This window comes from Enterobacter mori, from assembly GCF_025244905.1.
GTDB lineage: Bacteria > Pseudomonadota > Gammaproteobacteria > Enterobacterales > Enterobacteriaceae > Enterobacter > Enterobacter mori_A.
The window spans coordinates 2684508-2705418 of record NZ_CP104285.1 but is presented as its reverse complement, the minus strand read 5'-3'; the positions used below and the strand labels follow the sequence as shown (position 1 = coordinate 2705418).

Genomic DNA, 20911 nt, shown 5'->3' with positions numbered 1-20911 from the left:
GAAATAAAACGTAATTGGATGTTTATCATGCGAAAAGGCAAACGGGCAGCGAACTGCCCGATTTACACATCTTAATGCGCGGCAAGTATACCCGCTTGTATCAGCCAGTGCGTATAAGGAATGAGGGTAATTTTGACGCAAAGCAAACCCACAATCGTCAGTACCAGCGTATAGGGCAGGGCCATCCAGACCATTCTTCCATAAGAAAGTCGTATGAGTGGCGCAAGTGCCGAGGTCAGCAGGAACAGGAATGCGGCCTGGCCGTTAGGTGTGGCCACGGAAGGCAGGTTGGTGCCCGTGTTGATCGCCACCGCCAGCAGCTCAAACTGTTGAGCGCTGATAACGCCTTGCTCCATTGCAGCTTTCGCTTCGTTGATATAAACCGTGCCAACAAAAACGTTATCGGAAATGGAGGAGAGCAAACCGTTAAACAGGTAAAACAGCGAAAGCTGGGCGTCGGGCGCGGCCTGTAATACAAAGGCAATAATCGGCGCAAACAGGTGCTGATCGATAATCACCGCCACTACCGCAAAAAATACCGCCAGCAGTGCGGTAAACGGCAGGGCTTCGGTAAAGGCTTTGCCGATAGCGTGCTCGTCGGTCACGCCGCTAAAGGTGGTGGCAAGAATAATAACCGACAGGCCAATTAACCCCACCTCAGCAAGATGGAAAGCCAGCGCAGCGATAAGCCAGACGCCTATGATGCCTTGTGCGATAAGACGTAGCGTATCCTGGCGTGTGCGCTGACGGCGACTTTGCTCGTCAAATTTATGCAGCTCCTGTCGCACCGTTTCAGGCAGCCGTGCGCCGTAGCCAAAGACGCTGAATTTCTCGACAAGAACACAGGTGACGACGCCGCAGATCAGCACCGGAACGCTCACTGGCGCCATGCGCAGGAAGAATTCGCCGAAATGCCAGCCCGCCGCTTTGGCGATAATCAGGTTTTGCGGTTCCCCCACCATCGTCATTACGCCGCCCAGCGCCGTACCCACACCCGCATGCATCATCAGGCTGCGCAGGAACGCGCGGAACTGCTCCAGCACCTCACGGTTATGCGCGTCGACATGGCTATCGTCCTGCAAATCCTCACCGGGTCGAGAGGAGGCGACGCGATGATAAATGCCGTAAAAGCCGACGGCCACGCTAATCACCACGGCCACCACCGTCAGGGCATCAAGGAAAGCCGAAAGAAACGCCGCCGCGAGACAAAACGCCACCGACAGGATCGTTTTCGAAGGAATGCTCAGCAGCAGTCGGGTAAAGATAAACAGCAGTAGCTGCTTCATAAAGTAGATGCCAGCCACCATAAACATCAGCAGCAGAAGCACCTCAAGATTGGAGGCCAGCTCCTGTTTAACATGCTCCGCGCTGGTCATGCCAATCACCACCGCTTCAAATGCCAGCAGGCCGCCGGGAAGTAATGGATAGCATTTCAGCGCCATCGCCAGGGTGAAGATAAACTCCGCCACCAGCAGCCATCCGGCAACAAACGGATTGACATAAAACAGGATGGGGTTACCGACCAGGAATACCAGAAGTATGAGTTTGTACCAGTCAGGTGACTGGCCTAAAAAGTTGCGCCACAGCGCGCGGCCAAATGAAATTTCCACGACAGACGTCCTTCCCCGTCAAATAAGGCAAAACATCAGTATACGCAAAAATGCCGGCGTAGAGAGGCATTAGGCCAAATTGTAAAATTTCACAAAAATGAAACGGCGATCCCTCTTTTCTCTCTTTGCTGCGCTATCTGCCTCTGCGAGCCTCTGGTATGATGAGTCCAATTTGCTAAAGCTGTGTAATGGAAATCTCACTATGGTCATTAAGGCGCAGAGCCCGGCGGGTTTCGCGGAAGAGTACATCATTGAAAGCATCTGGAATAATCGTTTCCCTGCGGGATCAATTCTACCTGCTGAACGCGAACTCTCTGAACTGATTGGCGTCACCCGTACTACGTTGCGTGAAGTTCTGCAGCGTCTGGCACGTGATGGCTGGTTGACGATTCAGCACGGCAAGCCAACGAAAGTAAACAACTTCTGGGAAACGTCCGGGCTGAACATTCTTGAAACGCTGGCGCGTCTCGACCACGAAAGCGTGCCGCAGCTGATCGACAATCTGCTCTCGGTGCGTACCAACATCGCGACTATCTTTATCCGCACCGCATTCCGTCAGCATCCTGAAGATGCGCTCGCGGTGTTGGCCAGCGCGAACGAGGTCGAAGACCACGCTGACGCTTTCGCCACGCTTGACTATAACGTCTTCCGCGGCCTGGCCTTTGCCTCCGGTAACCCGATTTACGGCCTGATCCTGAACGGGATGAAAGGACTGTATACCCGTATCGGTCGCCACTACTTTGCTAACCCTGAGGCCCGCAGCCTGGCGCTGGGTTTCTACCATAAGCTGAGCAAGCTCTGCACTGAAGGGCTGCACGATCAGGTTTATGAGACGGTGCGTCGCTACGGGCATGATTCCGGTGAAATCTGGCACCGCATGCAGAAAACGCTGCCGGGGGATTTAGCGATTCAGACGCGCTGAAAGAAAAAAACCTCTCGTACGAGAGGTTTTTTTTCGTCGGGTGGCGGCTACGCCTTACCCGACCTACGGGTCTTGTAGGCCCGGTAAAAAAGCGGCACTACAGCGTATTCAATCGCGCAGGGCACCGCTCCAGCAGCTCTACGCTGCCGTCTTCATTCTGCTGTTCAAGCAACACGTCAAAGCCCCACAGGCGATGCACGTGCTTCAGCACCTCTTTACGCCCTTTATCCAGCGGCGCACGGTTGTGCGGGATATAGCGCAGCGTCAGGGAGCGGTCACCGCGTAAATCCACATTCCATACCTGAATATTCGGCTCAAGGTTGCTCAGGTTGTACTGGGAAGAGAGGCGAGAGCGGATCTCGCGGTATCCCTCTTCGTTATGGATCGCCGAAATTTCCAGATAATTGTTACGGTCATCATCCAGCACGGTGAAGAAACGGAAATCTCGCATGATCTTCGGCGACATAAACTGGCTGATGAAGCTTTCATCCTTAAAGTCACGCATCGCGAAATGCAGTGTTTCCAGCCAGTCGGATCCGGCGATGTCCGGGAACCAGTATTTATCTTCCTCCGTCGGCGACTGGCAGATACGTTTAATGTCCTGGAACATTGCAAAGCCAAGGGCATACGGGTTAATGCCGCTGTACCATGGGCTGTTATAAGCAGGCTGGAACACCACATTGGTGTGGCTGTGCAGAAACTCCATCATAAAGCGTTCGGAGACTTTCCCTTCGTCATACAGGTGGTTAAGGATGGTGTAGTGCCAGAAGGTCGCCCAGCCTTCGTTCATCACCTGTGTCTGTTTCTGCGGGTAGAAATACTGGCTCACCTTACGCACAATGCGCAGGATCTCGCGCTGCCACGGTTCCAGCAGCGGGGCGTTCTTCTCCATAAAGTAGAGCAGGTTTTCCTGCGGCTCAGACGGATAACGACGCGCTTCGGCGACCGTTTTCTCCTCCTCACGCTTCGGTAGGGTACGCCACAGCATATTCACCTGGCTTTGCAGATACTCCTCGCGGCTTTTCTGCCGGGCCTTCTCCTCCTGTAAGGAGATTTTTTGCGGACGCTTGTAGCGGTCAACGCCGTAGTTCATCAGCGCGTGGCAGGAATCGAGCAGTTTTTCCACTTCATCCACGCCGTAGCGCTCTTCGCATTCGGTAATGTATTTACGGGCGAAAATCAGGTAATCGACAATCGAGCTGGCATCCGTCCAGCTGCGGAAAAGATAGTTGTTCTTGAAGAAAGAGTTGTGCCCGTAGCAGGCGTGCGCCATCACCAGTGCCTGCATGGTAATGGTGTTCTCTTCCATCAGATAGGCAATACACGGATTGGAGTTAATGACGATCTCATATGCCAGCCCCTGTTGACCGTGTTTATACAGCCGCTCCGTTTCAATAAATTTCTTACCAAACGACCAGTGCGGATAGTTGATCGGCATCCCGACGCTGGAGTAGGCATCCATCATCTGTTCGGACGTAATGACTTCAATTTGATGGGGATAGGTATCCAGGCGATACAATTTTGCTACCCGGTCAATCTCGGCCAGATAGACATCAAGCAGCTCGAAGGTCCAGTCGGGTCCATCGCTCAGACGTGTGTTGTCCTTGGATATGGAATCAATAGTAGCCATTAGCGCGCCCTCGTTGTTGGGAGCTCTCTCTGTCTGGAGAGCCTCCTTTCAAGCATAGATCAACGCGTTAAAAAGCGTGCTGAAGCAGAAATTTTTTCTTTGCGATTTCGCGTTTTTGATACGGCAAATAACGCGGATCCCGCAGAGTTTTATGCTGGCTAAAAATAACGCACAGCAGGAGATTCCAAATTAGCACTATCCCCTGATACAGGGGGATGTGTGAGGTAAGTCACCATAAAAAAGTCGTATGTTGAATAATATTTTCAACTAGGTTATCAATCTGTAATTAGAAGATTGTTCTTTTGCACATAATGGAGTGGCTATGCGTGTTGTCATACTGGGAAGTGGTGTCGTTGGCGTAACCAGCGCCTGGTATTTAAGTCAGGCGGGGCATGAGGTTACCGTTATCGATCGTGAATCTGGCCCGGCGCTTGAAACCAGTGCGGCGAACGCCGGACAAATCTCTCCGGGCTATGCGGCGCCGTGGGCGGCACCCGGCGTGCCGTTAAAGGCGATTAAGTGGATGTTCCAGCGCCACGCGCCGCTGGCGATCAGTCTCGACGGCACGCAGTTCCAGCTGAAGTGGATGTGGCAGATGCTGCGCAACTGCGACACCCGCCACTACATGGAAAATAAAGGACGCATGGTGCGTCTGGCAGAGTACAGCCGCGACTGTCTGAAAGCGCTGCGCGCCTCGACGGGGATTGAGTACGAAGGCCGTCAGGGCGGTACGCTGCAGCTGTTCCGCACTGAGCAACAGTATGAAAACGCCACCCGCGATATCGCCGTGCTGGAAGATGCCGGCGTACCGTACCAGCTGCTGGAAGCCAGCCAGCTTGGCCAGGTTGAACCGGCGCTGGCAGAAGTGGCGCACAAGCTGACGGGCGGGCTGCGCCTGCCTAACGACGAAACCGGCGACTGTCAGCTCTTTACCCAACGTCTGGCGCACATGTGCGAGCAGGCAGGGGTGAAATTCCGTTTTAATACCTCGGTCGATAAGCTGCTGTCCGAGGGCGAAAAAATTTACGGCGTGAAGTGTGGCGAAGAGGTGATCAAGGCCGATGCCTACGTGATGGCGTTTGGTTCGTACTCCACCGCCATGCTGAAAGGCATCCTCGATATTCCGGTCTACCCGCTGAAAGGCTACTCGCTGACCATTCCGGTGAAAGAAGAGAGCGGCGCGCCCGTGTCGACCATTCTGGACGAAACCTACAAAATCGCGATCACCCGCTTCGACAACCGCATCCGTGTGGGCGGCATGGCGGAGATCGTGGGCTTCAACACCGAGCTGCTGCAACCGCGTCGCGAAACCCTCGAAATGGTGGTGGGCGATCTCTTCCCGCGCGGAGGCTTTGTCGAACAGGCGACCTTCTGGACCGGTCTGCGCCCCATGACGCCGGACGGCACGCCGATTGTCGGCCGCACGCCGTATAAAAACCTCTGGACCAATACCGGGCACGGCACGCTCGGCTGGACGATGGCCTGCGGCTCGGGTCAGCTGCTGAGCGACCTGATCTCCGGCCGCACGCCAGCAATTCCGTTTGACGATTTAAGTGCGGCACGTTATCAATCAGGGTTTACCCCATCGCGTCCGCAGCACCTGCACGGCGCACATAACTAAGGAGTCGTCATGTCCCGTCCCATTCTGGCTCAGCTGGATTTGCAGGCCCTGAAGGATAATCTGCAAATTGTTCGCCGTGCTGCGCCGGGTTCACGCGTCTGGTCGGTAGTCAAGGCAAATGCCTACGGCCACGGCATTGACCGCATCTGGAGCGCCCTTAGCGCAACAGACGGTTTTGCGTTACTCAATCTGGAAGAGGCGATTCTGCTGCGCGAGCGCGGCTGGAAGGGGCCAATCTTGCTGCTGGAAGGCTTTTTCCACGCCGACGATTTGCTCCTGCTGGATAAATACCGTCTGACCACCAGCGTTCACAGCAACTGGCAAATTAAGGCGATTCAGGATGCGAAGCTCCACGCGCCGCTGGATATCTATCTCAAGGTCAACTGCGGCATGAACCGCCTGGGCTTCCAGCCTGAGCGAGTCCATACGGTCTGGCAGCAGCTGCGTGCCCTGAAAAATGTCGGTGAAATGACGCTGATGGCGCATTTTGCGGATGCTGAAAAGCCGGACGGCATTACCGATGCCATGGTCCGCATTGAGCAGGCGGCAGAAGGGCTGGATTGCCCACGTTCGCTGTCGAACTCGGCCGCGACGCTTTGGCACCCTGAAGCCCACTACAACTGGGTGCGTCCGGGGATCGTTCTGTACGGCGCGTCTCCCTCAGGCCAGTGGCAGGATATCGCCAACAGCGGCCTGAAGCCGGTCATGACCCTGCGCAGTGAAATCATTGGCGTGCAGACGCTGAAGGCAGGTGATACGGTGGGCTACGGCAGCCGCTACCGGGCAAAGGGCGAGCAGCGCATCGGGATTGTCGCGGGGGGGTATGCGGACGGCTATCCGCGTCTGGCACCAACCGGCACGCCAGTCTGGGTCGATGGGGTTCGCACGGGCACGGTAGGGACCATCTCAATGGATATGATGGCGATAGATTTAACCCCCTGTCCGCAGGCGGGGATCGGATCGCCGGTCGAGCTGTGGGGGAATGAGGTCAAAATCGACGATGTGGCTTCCGCTGCGGGCACGGTCGGCTATGAATTGATGTGCGCGCTGGCACCGAGGGTGCCAGTTGTGACGGTGTAACGTATGTTCGCCGGGTGGCGCTTACGCTTACCCGGCCTACGTTCGAGGGTTTTGTAGGCCGGGTAAGGCGAAGCCGCCACCCGGCAAAAAAAACCGCTACTCCGCTTCCTCTTCCATCGGCCTCAAACCGACTTTCCGCACCGCGTTATCTTCTTTTTCGGCAACGGTCCAGATCATCCCGGCAAACTCCACCTGATCGCCCACGACCGGTGCAGCGCCAAGCCGCTGCTGGATGATTTCACCCAGCGTTTGCGGGCTATCACCGTCTTCAGCGCCTTCATCCAGCCCGTAAATCAGCGCCACATCCGCAAATTTAGCGCTGGCTTCGAGAATAAAATCGCCGAAGAAGCGCTGGTCAAGCGCTACCGGAGGCGACTGGCTGAACAGTTTACCCAGCGCGGGCAGGTCGCGCTCGCGGCCAATCACGCACAGAATATCGCCTTCGCGCAGGCGGGTGCTGCCGGTAGGGTGCAGAAGCGCATTATCGCGGAACAGAGCGGCAATGCGCGTTTCGGCGGGCATATGCAGATCGCGCAGTGAGGCCCCCACGCACCATTTGTCGGCGCTGAGCTGGTAAACAAACTGCTCCCACGGGTTTTCCGGGTGAATATCCAGCCCCACGCGGGAGACCGGCCAGCCCACGGGTGGCACCACCACCTTAGCCTTTTTCGCTGCCCACCCGAGCGACGTCCCCTGGAACAGCAGCGAAATCAGCACCACGAAGAACGCCACGTTAAAGAACAGCCGCGCGTTATCCAGACCGGCCATCATCGGGAACACCGCAAGGATAATCGGCACCGCACCGCGCAGGCCCACCCAACTGATAAAGACCCGCTCGCGCAGGTTGAAGCCGCGAAACGGCAGCAGGCCTGCAAATACCGACAGCGGACGGGCGAAGAAAATCATCCACGCAGACAGCAACAGCGCCGGAACGGCGATCGGCAGCAGATCGGATGGCGTGACCAGAAGACCCAGCACCAGGAACATGCCGATCTGCGCCAGCCACGCCAGGCCGTCGAAGTTCTGCAAAATGGCATGGCGGTTACGAATCGGCCGGTTGCCCATCAGGAAACCGCAGAGGTAGACGGCGAGAATGCCGCTTCCGTCCAGCGCGGTGGTGACGGCAAAAATCAGAATCCCGCCGCTCAGCGCCAGCAGGGGGTAAAGCCCCGCGGGCAGCGAGATGCGGTTGATCATCTGCTGTAACAGGTATCCCCCCGCCAGGCCGATAACAATCCCCAGCCCGAACTGCTGCAGAATATGCCAGGCGAACATCCAGCTCAGGCCCGTCTCGTGCTGCTGGATCATCTCAATCAGCGTGATGGTGAGAAACACCGCCATCGGATCGTTACTGCCCGACTCAATTTCAAGCGTTGAGCCGACGCGCTCGTTTAGCCCTTTACCACCAAGCAGGGAAAATACCGCTGCGGCGTCGGTTGAACCGACAATCGCGCCGATCAGCAAACCTTCCATGAGATTGAGATGGAAAAGCCACGCGGCCATCATCCCGGTGAGGCCGGAGGTAATCAACACGCCGATCGTCGCGAGCGACAGCGCAGGCCCTAAGGCGACGCGGAAAGAACTCGCCTGGGTGCGCATCCCGCCGTCCAGCAGGATCACCGCCAGCGCGAGGTTACTCACCATGTAAGCGAAAGGGTAATTATCGAATGGGATACCGCCGATGCCATCAATGCCAGCCAACATGCCAATGGCAAGGAAAATAACAAGAATAGGTATGCCGAGACGCGATGAAAATGAACTCAATAAAATACTGCTGGTTACAAGCACAGAACCCAGAATGAAAAGGCTGATTATTGCTGCGGCATCCAATGTTGTCGTACTCCCACCTCAATGTTAACGCTGTTATTAAAACCCTAACATATTAACGACAGGAACAGCGTTTTATTGAGGCGGTTTAAGCGCTTTTTTATGCTTTTAAGACCGGATGGCCGCTTAGAGTAAGCCGACTGCCTGAATTATTATGCGTCAGCTTCGCCTGAGCACCCAGCGGCAGGGTAACGGTCTGCTGCTCATGGCCAAAATCCAGTCCCGTAATCACCGGAATATCCAGCCGCGAGCGGATGAAATCAACCATCGTCTCAAGGGTGTAGCCTGCATCATAGTCATTCGGTGCCGAGCCGCTAAAGCTGCCGAGCACGATGGCGGACTGGCGCCCGAGAATGCCCGCATGGTAAAGCTGCAGCAGCATGCGCTCGACGCGGAAAGGATGCTCGTTGATATCTTCCAGCACCAGAATGCCATCCTCAATCTGAGGCAGCCACGGCGTGCCGATAAGTGACACCAGCATCGCCAGGTTTCCGCCCCAGAGCCGGCCCTCACATTCCCAGTGCGGTCCGTTTCCCTGCCACTCAACGCTGAAGGTCGAATTTTGCAGTGCGCGCCAGAAATGTTCCTGGGTAAATGCATCCAGCTCCGGCGCGCCGAAGTTACCGGCCAGCATCGGGCCGCTGAAGGTAATGACGTTGTGCAGCGCCAGCAGGCCGAGCTGGATCGTCGTGAAATCGCTATGTCCACAAATCAGCAGCGGATCCTGCTGCTGGCGTTTTGCCAGGCCTTGCCAGTCGATACTCTCCAGCAACCGGCTCGCGCCATACCCGCCGCGCACAGCAAGCACAATCTGGTTAGCGCCCGTCAGGTTCACCAGGCTGTTGATATCATTCAGTCTCTGCGCCTCTGTTCCGGCAAAACGCTGCAGGCGGCGGGGGATAATCGTCTGATTTTCTACCCGATGGCCGGATTCCAGCAAGCGCTGAACGCCCCGCTGTGCAGCATCCTGGTTGATGCAATAACCCGACGGCGCGATGAGATGAAACTGAGACATGGCAATTCCTTGCTGAATGAGAAACTAATTGTCTATATCATGCCGCTTATACGCCGCCTGCTTCAAGAGGCGGCGCACTGCGATGACCGGCTATAAGGATAGATGACGTGAAATTGAGATGGTTTGCTTTTTTGATTGTGTTGCTTGCTGGCTGTAGTTCAAAACATGATTATCAAAATCCGCCCTGGAACCCGGAAGTGCCGGTGAAACGGGCCATGCAGTGGATGCCGATCAGCGAACAAGCCGGGAAGGCCTGGGGCGTGAGCCCGCGCCTGGTCACGGCGATCATTGCCGTAGAATCCGGCGGCAACCCAACGCTCGTCAGTAAATCCAACGCGGTGGGGCTGATGCAGCTTAAAGCATCAACGGCCGGCAAAGAGGTCTACCGCTATATGGGCTGGAGCGGTCAGCCGTCGACCAGCGAGCTGAAAAACCCGGAACGCAACATCTCGATGGGAACAGCTTACCTGAGCATTCTGGAACACGGCGTGCTGAAGGGTATTGAAGATCCTGATGTGATGCAGTACGCGCTGGTGGTCTCTTACGTGAACGGTGCGGGTGCGCTGCTCAGAACCTTCTCGTCCGACCGTAAAGAGGCGATTGAAGAGATAAACGACATGGACAAAGACGAGTTCTTTGAACATGTAGTGAAGAATCACCCGTCACCGCAGGCACCTCGGTATATCTGGAAGGTTCAGAAAGCGATGGACGCCATGTAACGCCGTTGTCGGGCGGCCTCGCTGCCCGACGCCCCCTCATAGGACTTTATTTGCCCGTTCCCGTGCCTCTCGCTCCAGAGAGAAGATGATGCGCTGAAGTTCGCGCTCTGCACCCGGCCCCACGTTAAGAAAGCGAAAGCTCAGACGGGGCGTGGAAATGGTCTCGTTCTTGCTGTCCACCACTTTACGCTCGCTGATGGCAATCAGCTGCGCATCGAAATAAAACCGTCCCCAGCCGCCCATATCCAGCTCAATCTGCGTGAATCGCATGCCTTCAACCAGCCCGTCAGGTTTTGGGGTATCCATCAGCGCGCCCATGCCGCCCAACGACAGGTCAAAAAGGCGGAAGCGGATCTCTTTTTTATCCGGCATTTTTGCCCGACAAAAATAAGCGGGATGGAGCGGGGCGCTGATGCGGAAATATTCCCGACGCTGTACAAACCAGAGGTTATCAGGCAGCGGCGTAGTAAAAGCAGGCAGCCCCAGATATTCGCTCAGTTCCAGTCGCGGCAGAATAAATTCCACCTTTGCGCCGTGGGTTTCAGCCATTACCGAGATTTTTTCCGCCCGCTGCGCGGCGCGGTTTTCATGCTCCTGGCTGCCCAGGTCGACGATCAGACGGTCGGACGACACGTCAAGGATCTTGCTGATAAACTGATTGTTTGACCAACGCATGCGTAGCGGCACTTCACCTTTTTGCAGGTCGCGTAATACCCCTAATACAGCCAGCGGATTTTGTTTCAGGAACTGCTCACTGTAATTACTCACGCCAGATTGCTCCTTGATATGTGACAGACTGTCTCTGCGTTATCGGCAATCTGAAATGAAACTTAATACAAACCGGTGATTTTTTTTACTGGCCGCCGTAATTTAAGTCGGTGAGATGAAAATGATTTTCGGGCGATGACCTATACTTAAGTCACCAGCGCGGAAGGTTTTCCGTGCATGCGTTAAACCTGCAAGAGGGCATCGCTATGGGTATCATCGCCTGGATTATCTTTGGTCTTATTGCCGGCGCTATCGCCAAATTGATCATGCCGGGAAATGATGGTGGCGGCTTTATTCTGACCTGTGTACTCGGTGTGGTCGGGGCGGTTGTCGGCGGTTGGCTGGCAACGATGTTTGGCTTTGGCGGCAGCATCAGCGGTTTCGATCTCCACAGTTTCCTGGTCGCGGTGGTCGGCGCAATCGTTGTACTGGGCATATTCCGGTTACTACGACGGGCATAACATGTTCACCAGCGGCTCTCACCGGAGGGCCGTTTTTTTTATCCGCATATTGATTTGCTAATCGAAATGATAATAATTGTCGTTCCCAGTATTATCCTATAACAAAGACGACAATTATGAATAGCTCACGTTTTGCGTTATGTGCGTTGGCAGGAGCCGTGGCGCTGGCATTGCAGGCACAGGCTTTAGCCGAAGAATCGACTATCGTAGTCTCGGGCGCAGAGCAGGGCAGCGCGCTTCCTTCATGGACGAACAGTGCGACCAAATCGGCGGTGGCTGAAAGTAAAACGCCGCAGGTGATCAATACCCTCTCTGAGCAGGAGATAGAAAAGCGTCACGCGAACTCCGTGAATGAAATCCTGCGCTATGCCCCGGGTGTCTCGACCGAAGTGAGGGGCAGTACCTCGTACATGAGCGAATACAAAATCCGCGGGTTTAATGTTGACCAGGAATTCTATAACGGTCTGCAGCTGCCGTATAACGTCACCGGTAATACCAAAGCGCGCATCGATCCGCTGCTGATTGAGAGCGTTGATATTCTGAAAGGCCCCTCTTCAGTGCTGTACGGCGGCGGCTCACCGGGTGGTCTGGTGAATATTCAAAGTAAGAAGCCGCAAAAAGCGTCCCGTACCGAGGTGGGTTTCAACACCGGCACCCGTAACCTGAAAGAGGGCTACCTCGACTCAACCGGTCAAATCGCTGACAGCGACTGGAACTACCGTCTGCTGGGGAAAGCAACGGAAAATGACGACCAGCCGCATACCACGCGCTACGAAAACTATCTTGTGGCACCGTCAGTGACCTGGCAGCCGGACAGCAAAACGCGTCTCACCATTGATGCGCTGGCGCAAAATACCCCGAGCCTGTCGCCGTCCGACCCGCTGCCGCTCGCCTATCTGCGCTCGAGCTACGCCGATCGCCGGGACTTTGCCGGGGACGAGTGGAGCGGATTCAAACAGCGCCAGTGGATGCTGGGCTACAGCTTTGAGCATGAGTTTGATAGCGGCTGGGGCTTTAACCAGAAAGCGCGCTATTTCGATGTGGATACCCATCAGCGCAGCGTCTATTCAACCGGGCCAGGCAGCGAGGTTTATCAACTCAATCGCTTTGCTTACACCACGGATGAAGACCTTCAGAGCTTCAACATCGACAACCAGGTCACCAAAACGGTTGCGCTGGGGGAATGGAAACATCATCTGCTGGCCGGGTTTGACTATCAGAAGCTGAACTCGCACTTCCACTACCGATACGCCTCCTCAACACCGGGTATTGATATGCACAATCCTGACCACGCGCAGATCGATGAAGGCGCGCTGGGGCTGTATACCGCACAGAAAAACCGTCTGAGCTATCAGCAGAACGGCTACTACCTGCAGGATCAGGTGGAGTTCGGTGGGTTAAACCTGTTGGGCAGCCTGCGTTATGACGATTACCGTTCCGTGACCACGGATTACCTGCAAAACGGCGACAAAGCGTATGTCTCTCAGGATCGGGTCACCAAACGTCTGGGGGCGCTTTACGCCTTCGACAACGGTATTTCGCCTTTCATCAGCTACTCGGAAGGTTTTGCACCGGTCTCGCCGCAGGGGACGCTCACGGCAAAAGACGTGAAGCCAACGACCAGCAAGCAGGTAGAGGGCGGGGTGAAATACCTGCTGGCGGACTACGCCACCACCTTTACCGCATCGGTGTTTAATATTCGCCAGAAAAATGTCGTCACCTCCGATCCCGGCTTCCTCAACTACCGTCAGACCGGGGAAGTGGAATCCAAAGGGGCTGAGCTGTCGGCGGTCAGTCGCCCGACGGACAACCTGACGCTGATTGCGAACTACGCCTACACCCACGCCATCAATACGGAAGATGATAAATATCAGGGCAAGCGTCCAACTCAGGTGCCGGAGAATGCCTTTAACCTCTGGGGCGACTACACCTTCGACAGTACGCTGCTGAAGGGGCTAATGCTGGGAGGGGGCGCGCGCTATACCGGGCCGATGGAAATTTCACCGAGTAACGATGCAGGCAAACTCGGGGGCACCACGCAGTACGATCTGGCGGCCTCTTACCGCATGGGCGAAGTCCTGCCGTCGCTGGAAGGGCTGACGGTTAAAGCCAGCGCGCAGAACATCACCAATAAAGAGACGCTGACCTGTTACGACGCAACCAACTGCTGGATTGGGCGTGACCGGACGTTCCAGCTAGGGGCGAGCTACAGTTTCTGATGACCTTACCCCTCTCCCGCGGGGCTGAGGGTTCCCCACAAAATAATGCCTGCACGGACGCCCCCTCTCCCTTGAGGGAGAGGGCAGGGGTGAGGGGGAACATACGAGTCTGGTGGTCATTCCGTTCACTTTATGTTCCTTGCTACTCTGTAAGGACATGACCTGTGAACGTGCCAGGGCGGCTCAATCGCCGCCGCCCTGGCGACCCGGGCTCCCGGCGGTAAATCGCCGCTTCGCGGTGCCTTCGGCTTATTCCTTCCGGCTTGTCGGGGACGGGCGGAGGTAACGTATATGGACGCTCCCGGAATGCAATGTTTTCTTCAGTTCGGTAATAAAACGGGTAGGTGCAGCCATATATCCGGTTTCTGATGGGATTTTTTATCCCGAACCATGATGAAATCCGCCAGGCAGGTACCAATCATCCTCTACGGGCTAACTTGCCCTTGTTACCTCTCGGTGTATCCTGCCTGCGGTCTTACCTGTTTTGCCATCTTCTGAAGTCACCTGCACATACCAGGACGTTAACTCATTTTTCAGCACCTCGTCAGATTGACTGACCTTGTGTCAGGCGGGCTGGCGAGGTTGATATTCAGTATTGTGTGCCAACATTGACCACATGATCCTCGCTGTTTTTGCCGCCATCGCGACAACTGCAACATTGTAGTGCTTCCGCTCAAGCAATCCCTGAAGCCAGGCATTCTCCTCAACTGAGCCTTTCCGGTTGACCCAGGCAGTAAGTGCCCGTGCGCCGTGAACCAGAAGGTATCGGAAATATCCATCTCCACGTTTGCTTATCCCGCCCAGTTGCTGTTTACCGCCACTGGAATGTTCTTTTGGTGTCAGCCCCAGCCATGAGGCGAACTGTTTTGCAGTACTGAACTGTCGGGCATTACCCACTGCTGCTACCACATACGTGGCCGTTAGCATGCCCACCCCAGGGATTTTTGCCAGTCTCTGGCAGGCCGCCTGTGTTTTATACCAGGAGGCCAGGGCCTCTTCTACCTCTTTTATCTGCTCCTCAAGTGCCCTGATATGTTTAGCCTGCCTGAGGATACTGGCTCTGACAAAGGGAGATAACCCATTGTCGGCGTCCTCCAGAATGGCCGGCAGCTCACAGATCAGATGACTTTGCCCGGTCGCCATCGTAATACCAAACTCAGCAAGTGTAGCTCTTAAGCTGTTAGAGCAGGCGATGCGCTCACGGATAAGTATTCCCCGTTCAGTGTGTAACGCTAAAACGGCCTGCTGCTCTTCGGTTTTTATCTGCACAAAACGCATATTCGGGCGGGTTACCGCTTCGCAGATAGCTTCAGCATCTGCTGCATCCGTCTTATTCGTTTTCACATAAGGCTTCACATATTGCGGAGGGATGAGTTTTACCTCATGGCCGTGACGACTGAATAATCGTGCAAAATGATGGCTGGACGAGCAGGCCTCCATGCCAATCAGGCAAGGTTCCAGTTGAATGACAAACTGAACGAATTTAGCCCGGGTCAGCTTCTTACGTAAAACCGTATGGCCTTCGTGATCGACACCATGAAGCTGAAAAACGTTCTTTGCCAGGTCGATACCAAGAGTTGATACTTTCATGTGGACGCTCCTCATTTTTCAGGACGTATTGCAACGATCCAGTCTGGTACTTTGATACCGCAAAATCTGGAGCGTCCATCTCATTATCCCTGTAAAGCCCGCCCTCTCGGCGCATCCATGCGCCTTGCCCCGGCCTACAGGAAACGCCTCAGCGATTTACAGCCGGACCAGGGCGTCGCTGTAAGGCATTAAATTTTCTGATGCAACATTCATCGCTTCAGGTAAAAAAAATTACTGGGGATCCCCTCCCGCGGGGAGAGGGGTAGCACGAGTAGGCCGGGTAAGGCGTAGCCGTCACCCGGCAATCGCCTTACTGTGCCGCGCTTTTCGCTGGCGCAGCGTCATCATTCGCCGCAGGCTGATTCTCCGGCACGCTGTCGCACGGTTTCTCTTTTGGACAAACCAGGTCCAGCATCTTGAGCGTCACGCCGTTGCTCCAGCCAAATCCATCCTGCAACGGATATTCACCGCCGCCCCCGCCGGTGCCGGTAGATGAGACATCATACTTCTCCACCAGCTTCTTCTCTCGGTCATAGGTGTGCTGAACGTTTTTCAGGAAGCGCCAGGTCACGTCCATCGCCACTTTGTCCTGTCCATAGTTCTGCAATCCTTCCGCTGCGACCCACTGCAGCGGTGCCCAGCCGTTTGGCGCATCCCACTGCTGGCCGCTGTTGATGGTGGTAGTCGTAATGCCGCCCGGCTTCAGCAGCCGTGAAGCGGTCGCTGCAGCAACTTTATCCGCCCGGTCCTGTGCCGCAGCCTTCACGTAAAGCGGGAACAGGGCGGCGGCGGTAAGCTGATTACGCACCTTTTTACTCTTGAGATCGTAATCCGCGTACCAGCCCTCTTTTTCATTCCACAGGTGGCTCTCGATGGCCTTCTGGCGTGAGGCGGCCAGCGCGTCATATTTGCTCGCACCTGCGGTATCGCCATCCTCCTGGCTTGCCCGTGCCAGCAGCTTCTCCATCTTGAACATCAGGGCGTTCAGGTCCACCGGCACAATGCTGGTGGTGCGGATGGTGCCAAGCTTTTGCGGATCGTCCATCCAGCGGGAGCTAAAGTCCCAGCCTGACGCGGCAGCCGAGCGCAGATCGCGGTAAATTTCCGTCGCCGGGCGGTTAGGGTTGTTTTTAGCGGTGTTCACATCATCGAGCCAGGATTCAGGACGCGGGGTATCGCGGTCATCCCAGTAGCGGTTGAGGATTGTCCCGTCATCCAGCTTCACCACGCGTTTGTTGGCCTGGCCCGGCTGCAGGCCATCGACGCCCTCCATCCAGTAGGCATACTCTTTTTCCATCTGCGGACGGTATTTTTTCAATGCATCTTTATCATGCGTCGCCAGCAGTTCGACCATCAGGGAAAAGAACGGCGGCTGCGAACGGCTCAGGTAATAGCTGCGGTTGCCGTTAGGGATGTGGCCGAAGGTGTCAATTTCATAGGCGAAGTTGTCTACCATATCGCTGATTTTGTCCCAGTGGCCGCTTTCGGCAAGGCCCAACATGGTGAAATAGCTGTCCCAGTAATACACCTCGCGGAAACGCCCGCCGGGGACCACGTAAGGTTTCGGTAGCGGCAGGAGCGAATCCCACTTGTTGCTGGCTTTATCGGTGGTGCGCGTCAGCACAGGCCAGAGATCGTCAATATGCTCACGCAAACTTTGTCCAGCAGGCGGAACATATTTTTCACCTTCCGCAGGGAGCGTGAAGTTCATCTCGACAAAGTGGCGTAAGTCAAAGCTGGACTGGGCGTGCTGCATCCGATAATCCGCCAGAATCATCAGCGGGTCGCTTTTGGGTACGGCATCAGCAAAAGTTTTTTGATCGGGAAACAGTTTGGCACTTTGCACATCATTAAACAGAGGACCCAGCAAAATATCGGGTGAGGTTGTCTGGGTTGTAGGGGGCTGGTCAGCATAAGCGAATGCTGTTACGCCGAGCAGCGCGCCTCCCAGCGCAAGCTGCAAGAACGCAGGGCGTAGTGTACGAGGTCTTATCATGAGTTCGTCTCCTGTCTTCACTAAACAGCGTGACCGCTGCTGTCAATCACCTGAAAACCTTAGACGAATATTGACCGCTTCGCGTGAAATATTGCTGGCCCGTTACGCCTCTTCCGGGGTCTGGCTGGCTTCCCGCAGCGTGCCCGGTGCATGTCCAATAATGCGCTTAAATGCCCGGCTAAATGCCGCCAGAGACCCGTATCCCAGCCGCAGCGCGACCGTTTCGATGGGCTGATTTTCATGACGGATGTACTGAATAGCCAGCCGCATTCTCAGCTCGCTGAGATACTTTGCCGGGGTGGTCCCCGTCGCGGCCAGAAACCGTTCGGCAAACACGGAGCGGGAGGTGCCCGCTTCTTTTGCCAGCTCCGCCACGCTCCAGTTCAGGCCGGGCTGCTGGTGCATGGCATAAATTGCTCTGCTGAGGCGGGGATCGCGCAGCACCTGCACCCACCCCGTGGCTTTACCGCATCCGGCTTCTACCCAGCCGCGCACGATCAGCGCCGCGACAACGTCTGCGAGACGCGCCAGGATCCCGGCAAAGCCCACCTGGCGGGTCATTGATTCTCGCTCCATGGCAGCCAGCAAAGGATGGATCTCCGGCCAGGTGGACATCAACCTGCTCACCATCATCACCTCCGGCATAGCCTTGATCAGCGGCTGCATCCCGCCCAGCTCAAAATCCATGCATCCGCTAAAGATAATGGTGTTCTCGCCGTCCGGGCAGGGCTCACAGGCAATTGCGCAGACCGAGCTGCAGATAGGTTCGCTGGGAAAGGCATTCACCGGCGTAAGGGGAGCCTGCGCGTCAGAGAGAAGGGCGTGGGCGTTGCCGTTTGGGATAAAGAGCGCATCGCCGCCGCTCAGTTCAAAGGTTGCGCCACTCTCCATACGCAGCAGCGCGCTGCCGTGGCTGACGAAATGAAACTGCGCCTTACCGGGAGCCTGATGGAACGCCACACCAAATGGCGCGCTGGCTTCAATTCGCCGGTATTTCACCCCAGAAAGGCGCATGCCGCGTAAAAGCTCGCTGATCAAATCGGGTGACTGAACGGTCATCGCACAACTCCGGACGAATAATCAATAAGTGGAGATTATATGTCATAGATCGTCCATGGGGAACACTCTATGATTTTGCGATATTAGTCACATTTTGATAACGGGAGATCAACAGATGAGTTCATGTGTCGCAGCGAGCGAGGCGATAGCGCCTGCAAAACCCGCCTGGCGTGCGGTTTATTCACTGGGGCTGGGCGTATTTGGTTTGATCACGGCAGAGTTTCTGCCCGCCAGTTTGCTCACGCCAATGGCTGCCAGTCTGGGCGTAACGGAAGGGATGGCCGGGCAGGCCGTCACGGCGACTGCGCTGGTGGCGCTGGTTACCGGTTTACTGATTACGCCAGCCACCAAAAGTATCGACCGTCGCTGGGTGTTGATGTTCTTTTCGGTGCTGCAAATCATCTCCAGTCTGCTGGTGGCCTTTGCGCCAACCCTGCACGTTTTGCTGATGGGGCGCTTGCTGCTGGGCGTTGCTATCGGGGGATTCTGGGCGATGTCGACCGCTACGGCGATGCGGCTGGTACCTGCCGATAAGGTGCCGAAAGCGCTTGCGGTGATTTTCTCCAGCGTATCCATTGCAACGGTTGTGGCGGCGCCGCTGGGAAGTTATCTGGGCAGCCTGATTGGCTGGCGTAATGTCTTTATTCTCTGCATAGTGCCGAGCGTGGCGGCTCTGCTGTGGCAGGTCTGGGTCCTGCCGTCGATGAAGCCGGAGAGCAGCGGCAGCCTGGGAACCCTGTTCCGGGTGCTGCGTCGTCCGGGGATGATCGGCGGAATGCTGGCAACCATTCTGATCTTCAGCGGCCATTTTGCTTTCTTTACCTATCTGCGCCCGTTCCTGGAGACCGTCGGTCAGGCAAGCGTAGAGACGATTTCGCTGATCCTGCTTGGCTTTGGTATCGCCAACTTTGTCGGCACCTCCATTGCCGGACATCTGCTGGCACGAAATCTGCGCCTGACGCTGGCGCTGGTGCCGTTCGCCATGGGCGTACTGGCGCTCATGATGGTCGCGTTTGGTCATCTGGCGATGCTGGATGGGTTACTGGTTGCGCTCTGGGGCTTTGCCTTTGGCCTGGTACCGGTGGGCTGGTCAACCTGGCTGGCTACCACCGTCCCTGATGAAGCCGAAAGCGCAGGCGGTTTGCTGGTGGCCTCTATTCAGCTGGCGATAAGCGCAGGCGCGGCGGGTGGTGGGGCGGTATTCGACCTCAACGGTGCCAGCGGCGTGTTTGCGGGCAGCGGTTTCCTGCTGGTGACGGCAATGGTGATTGTGTTTATGGGTGTGAAAGTAAAAGCGGAGTAATTTTTTGCCGGGTGAGCGTTAGTGCCACCCGGCTTCAGCGTTACAACCCTTTCTTATCCATCAGCACCGCCAGATCCACCAGGCGGTTTGAGAATCCCCACTCGTTGTCATACCACGCAAGAATTTTGACCATGTTACCGCCAATCACCAGCGTCGACAGCCCGTCGATAATTGAGGAGCGCGGGTCGCCCTGGTAATCGCTGGAGACCAGCGGTTCATCGCTATAGCCCAGTATCCCTTTCAGTGGTCCGCTAGCCGCGGCCTGACGGAACGCATCATTCACCTCGTCGGCGGTCACGTTACGGCTCAGCGTTACCGTCAAATCCACAATTGACACCACCGGAACCGGCACACGCAGAGAATACCCGGTCAGCTTACCGTCCAGAGAGGGGATCACTTTCCCCAGCGCCTTCGCCGCGCCGCTGGAGTAAGGCACAATCGACAGGGCCGCCGCGCGTGCACCGCGCAGATCTTTCTCCGGCTGGTCGTGCAGCGCCTGGCTGTTGGTATATGCATGCGTGGTGTTCATCAGGCCGTGCTCAATACCAAAATGCTGATGCAGCACCTGCGCTGCCGGAGCCAGTCCGTTAGTGGTACAACTCCCGTTACTCACGACGGCGTGCTGGGCCGGATCGTACAGCTCGTGGTTTACACCCATCACCACCGTCAGGTCATCGTTTTTGCCCGGTGCAGAGATGATGACGCGCTTAGCGCCACCGTGGGTGATATGTACCGCCGCCTTTTCGCGTTCGGTGAAGAAACCGGTGGCTTCAATCACCACGTCCACCCCAACGTCACGCCACGGGATATTCGCCGGATCGCGTTCGCTGAATACGGTGATCCGCTGCCCGTCCACCTGTAACGCGCCGTCAGCCGCCTCAACGGGTGCCTGCAGCGTGCCGAGCAGGGAATCATATTTGAGCAGATGGGCGAGGGTCTGGCTGTCCGTCAGATCGTTAATGGCCACAATCTGAAGATCCGGGTTACCCAGCGCCGCGCGCAGAACATTACGTCCGATACGGCCGAAACCGTTAATACCGACCTTAACCATGATGCACTCCTTATCTCTGTTGTCTGGAGTCACTGTAAGC

General features: G+C 56.1%; 15 protein-coding genes and 1 pseudogene. 7 read left to right on the top strand and 9 right to left on the bottom strand.

Annotated features, from left to right (window positions below):
• Nucleotides 1-71: 71 nt before the first annotated feature.
• A complete protein-coding gene (gene nhaB, locus N2K86_RS12735; protein ID WP_260658841.1) occupies nucleotides 72-1610 on the bottom strand; it encodes a Na(+)/H(+) antiporter NhaB in 1539 nt (512 codons plus the stop codon).
• A 202-nt stretch (nucleotides 1611-1812) separates the two neighbouring features.
• Between nhaB and fadR the strand changes: the two genes are divergently transcribed.
• On the top strand, nucleotides 1813-2532 hold the full coding sequence (fadR, locus tag N2K86_RS12730) for a fatty acid metabolism transcriptional regulator FadR (protein WP_010432738.1): 720 nt from the start codon (nucleotides 1813-1815) through the stop codon (nucleotides 2530-2532).
• 97 nt (nucleotides 2533-2629) lie between these two features.
• On the opposite strand, the gene N2K86_RS12725 is transcribed toward fadR, so the two are convergent.
• On the bottom strand, nucleotides 2630-4162 hold the full coding sequence (locus N2K86_RS12725) for a SpoVR family protein (protein ID WP_089601462.1): 1533 nt from the start codon (nucleotides 4160-4162) through the stop codon (nucleotides 2630-2632).
• A gap of 322 nt (nucleotides 4163-4484) precedes the next feature.
• Here N2K86_RS12725 and N2K86_RS12720 point away from each other — a divergent pair, with 322 nt between their 5' ends.
• Both N2K86_RS12720 and dadX read left to right on the top strand, forming a co-directional pair.
• Nucleotides 4485-5783, top strand: a complete 1299-nt coding sequence (locus tag N2K86_RS12720; RefSeq protein ID WP_100166050.1) for a D-amino acid dehydrogenase — start codon at nucleotides 4485-4487, stop codon at nucleotides 5781-5783.
• 9 nt (nucleotides 5784-5792) lie between these two features.
• Nucleotides 5793-6863, top strand: a complete 1071-nt coding sequence (dadX, locus tag N2K86_RS12715) for a catabolic alanine racemase DadX (RefSeq protein ID WP_260658840.1) — start codon at nucleotides 5793-5795, stop codon at nucleotides 6861-6863.
• Between the two features lie 162 nt (nucleotides 6864-7025).
• Here the strand turns inward: dadX and N2K86_RS12710 are convergent.
• Nucleotides 7026-8651: pseudogene (locus tag N2K86_RS12710) on the bottom strand (potassium/proton antiporter); the annotation flags it as partial.
• A gap of 139 nt (nucleotides 8652-8790) precedes the next feature.
• On the bottom strand, nucleotides 8791-9705 hold the full coding sequence (gene ldcA / locus N2K86_RS12705) for a muramoyltetrapeptide carboxypeptidase (RefSeq protein WP_260658838.1): 915 nt from the start codon (nucleotides 9703-9705) through the stop codon (nucleotides 8791-8793).
• Nucleotides 9706-9812: 107 nt separating this feature from the next.
• Here ldcA and emtA point away from each other — a divergent pair, with 107 nt between their 5' ends.
• Nucleotides 9813-10424, top strand: coding sequence for a membrane-bound lytic murein transglycosylase EmtA (emtA, locus tag N2K86_RS12700; protein ID WP_260658837.1), 612 nt, complete (start codon nucleotides 9813-9815; stop codon nucleotides 10422-10424).
• 36 nt (nucleotides 10425-10460) lie between these two features.
• Here emtA and ycgR read toward each other — a convergent pair whose 3' ends face one another.
• Nucleotides 10461-11192: a flagellar brake protein YcgR gene (gene ycgR, locus N2K86_RS12695; protein ID WP_260658836.1), complete on the bottom strand. Its 732-nt coding sequence runs from the start codon at nucleotides 11190-11192 to the stop codon at nucleotides 10461-10463.
• 206 nt (nucleotides 11193-11398) lie between these two features.
• Between ycgR and N2K86_RS12690 the strand changes: the two genes are divergently transcribed.
• Both N2K86_RS12690 and N2K86_RS12685 read left to right on the top strand, forming a co-directional pair.
• On the top strand, nucleotides 11399-11653 hold the full coding sequence (locus tag N2K86_RS12690) for a GlsB/YeaQ/YmgE family stress response membrane protein (protein ID WP_010432765.1): 255 nt from the start codon (nucleotides 11399-11401) through the stop codon (nucleotides 11651-11653).
• Nucleotides 11654-11769: 116 nt separating this feature from the next.
• The gene (locus N2K86_RS12685) at nucleotides 11770-13872 is read left to right on the top strand and encodes a TonB-dependent siderophore receptor (RefSeq protein ID WP_260658835.1); all 2103 of its coding nucleotides are present in this window, start codon (nucleotides 11770-11772) and stop codon (nucleotides 13870-13872) included.
• A 564-nt stretch (nucleotides 13873-14436) separates the two neighbouring features.
• On the opposite strand, the gene N2K86_RS12680 is transcribed toward N2K86_RS12685, so the two are convergent.
• The 3 genes from N2K86_RS12680 to N2K86_RS12670 form a co-directional block, all read right to left on the bottom strand.
• On the bottom strand, nucleotides 14437-15462 hold the full coding sequence (locus tag N2K86_RS12680) for an IS110 family transposase (protein ID WP_260658834.1): 1026 nt from the start codon (nucleotides 15460-15462) through the stop codon (nucleotides 14437-14439).
• 310 nt (nucleotides 15463-15772) lie between these two features.
• A complete protein-coding gene (locus N2K86_RS12675) occupies nucleotides 15773-17458 on the bottom strand; it encodes an alpha,alpha-trehalase (RefSeq protein ID WP_260658833.1) in 1686 nt (561 codons plus the stop codon).
• 102 nt (nucleotides 17459-17560) lie between these two features.
• Nucleotides 17561-18517, bottom strand: coding sequence for an AraC family transcriptional regulator (locus tag N2K86_RS12670; protein WP_260658832.1), 957 nt, complete (start codon nucleotides 18515-18517; stop codon nucleotides 17561-17563).
• Nucleotides 18518-18632: 115 nt separating this feature from the next.
• Between N2K86_RS12670 and N2K86_RS12665 the strand changes: the two genes are divergently transcribed.
• Nucleotides 18633-19820, top strand: coding sequence for an MFS transporter (locus N2K86_RS12665; protein ID WP_260658831.1), 1188 nt, complete (start codon nucleotides 18633-18635; stop codon nucleotides 19818-19820).
• Between the two features lie 40 nt (nucleotides 19821-19860).
• On the opposite strand, the gene gap is transcribed toward N2K86_RS12665, so the two are convergent.
• Nucleotides 19861-20871, bottom strand: coding sequence for a type I glyceraldehyde-3-phosphate dehydrogenase (gene gap, locus N2K86_RS12660; protein WP_260658830.1), 1011 nt, complete (start codon nucleotides 20869-20871; stop codon nucleotides 19861-19863).
• Between the last annotated feature and the right edge of the window lie 40 nt (nucleotides 20872-20911).

Coding starts and splice junctions, on each gene's coding strand:
- N2K86_RS12690 (WP_010432765.1), top strand. CDS start 11,399: ATGGGTATCATCGCCTGGATTATCTTTGGTCTTATTGCCGGCGCTATC.
- N2K86_RS12720 (WP_100166050.1), top strand. CDS start 4,485: ATGCGTGTTGTCATACTGGGAAGTGGTGTCGTTGGCGTAACCAGCGCC.
- ldcA (WP_260658838.1), bottom strand. CDS start 9,705: ATGTCTCAGTTTCATCTCATCGCGCCGTCGGGTTATTGCATCAACCAG.
- N2K86_RS12725 (WP_089601462.1), bottom strand. CDS start 4,162: ATGGCTACTATTGATTCCATATCCAAGGACAACACACGTCTGAGCGAT.
- N2K86_RS12665 (WP_260658831.1), top strand. CDS start 18,633: ATGAGTTCATGTGTCGCAGCGAGCGAGGCGATAGCGCCTGCAAAACCC.
- N2K86_RS12685 (WP_260658835.1), top strand. CDS start 11,770: ATGAATAGCTCACGTTTTGCGTTATGTGCGTTGGCAGGAGCCGTGGCG.
- N2K86_RS12670 (WP_260658832.1), bottom strand. CDS start 18,517: ATGACCGTTCAGTCACCCGATTTGATCAGCGAGCTTTTACGCGGCATG.
- dadX (WP_260658840.1), top strand. CDS start 5,793: ATGTCCCGTCCCATTCTGGCTCAGCTGGATTTGCAGGCCCTGAAGGAT.
- gap (WP_260658830.1), bottom strand. CDS start 20,871: ATGGTTAAGGTCGGTATTAACGGTTTCGGCCGTATCGGACGTAATGTT.
- fadR (WP_010432738.1), top strand. CDS start 1,813: ATGGTCATTAAGGCGCAGAGCCCGGCGGGTTTCGCGGAAGAGTACATC.
- N2K86_RS12675 (WP_260658833.1), bottom strand. CDS start 17,458: ATGATAAGACCTCGTACACTACGCCCTGCGTTCTTGCAGCTTGCGCTG.
- N2K86_RS12680 (WP_260658834.1), bottom strand. CDS start 15,462: ATGAAAGTATCAACTCTTGGTATCGACCTGGCAAAGAACGTTTTTCAG.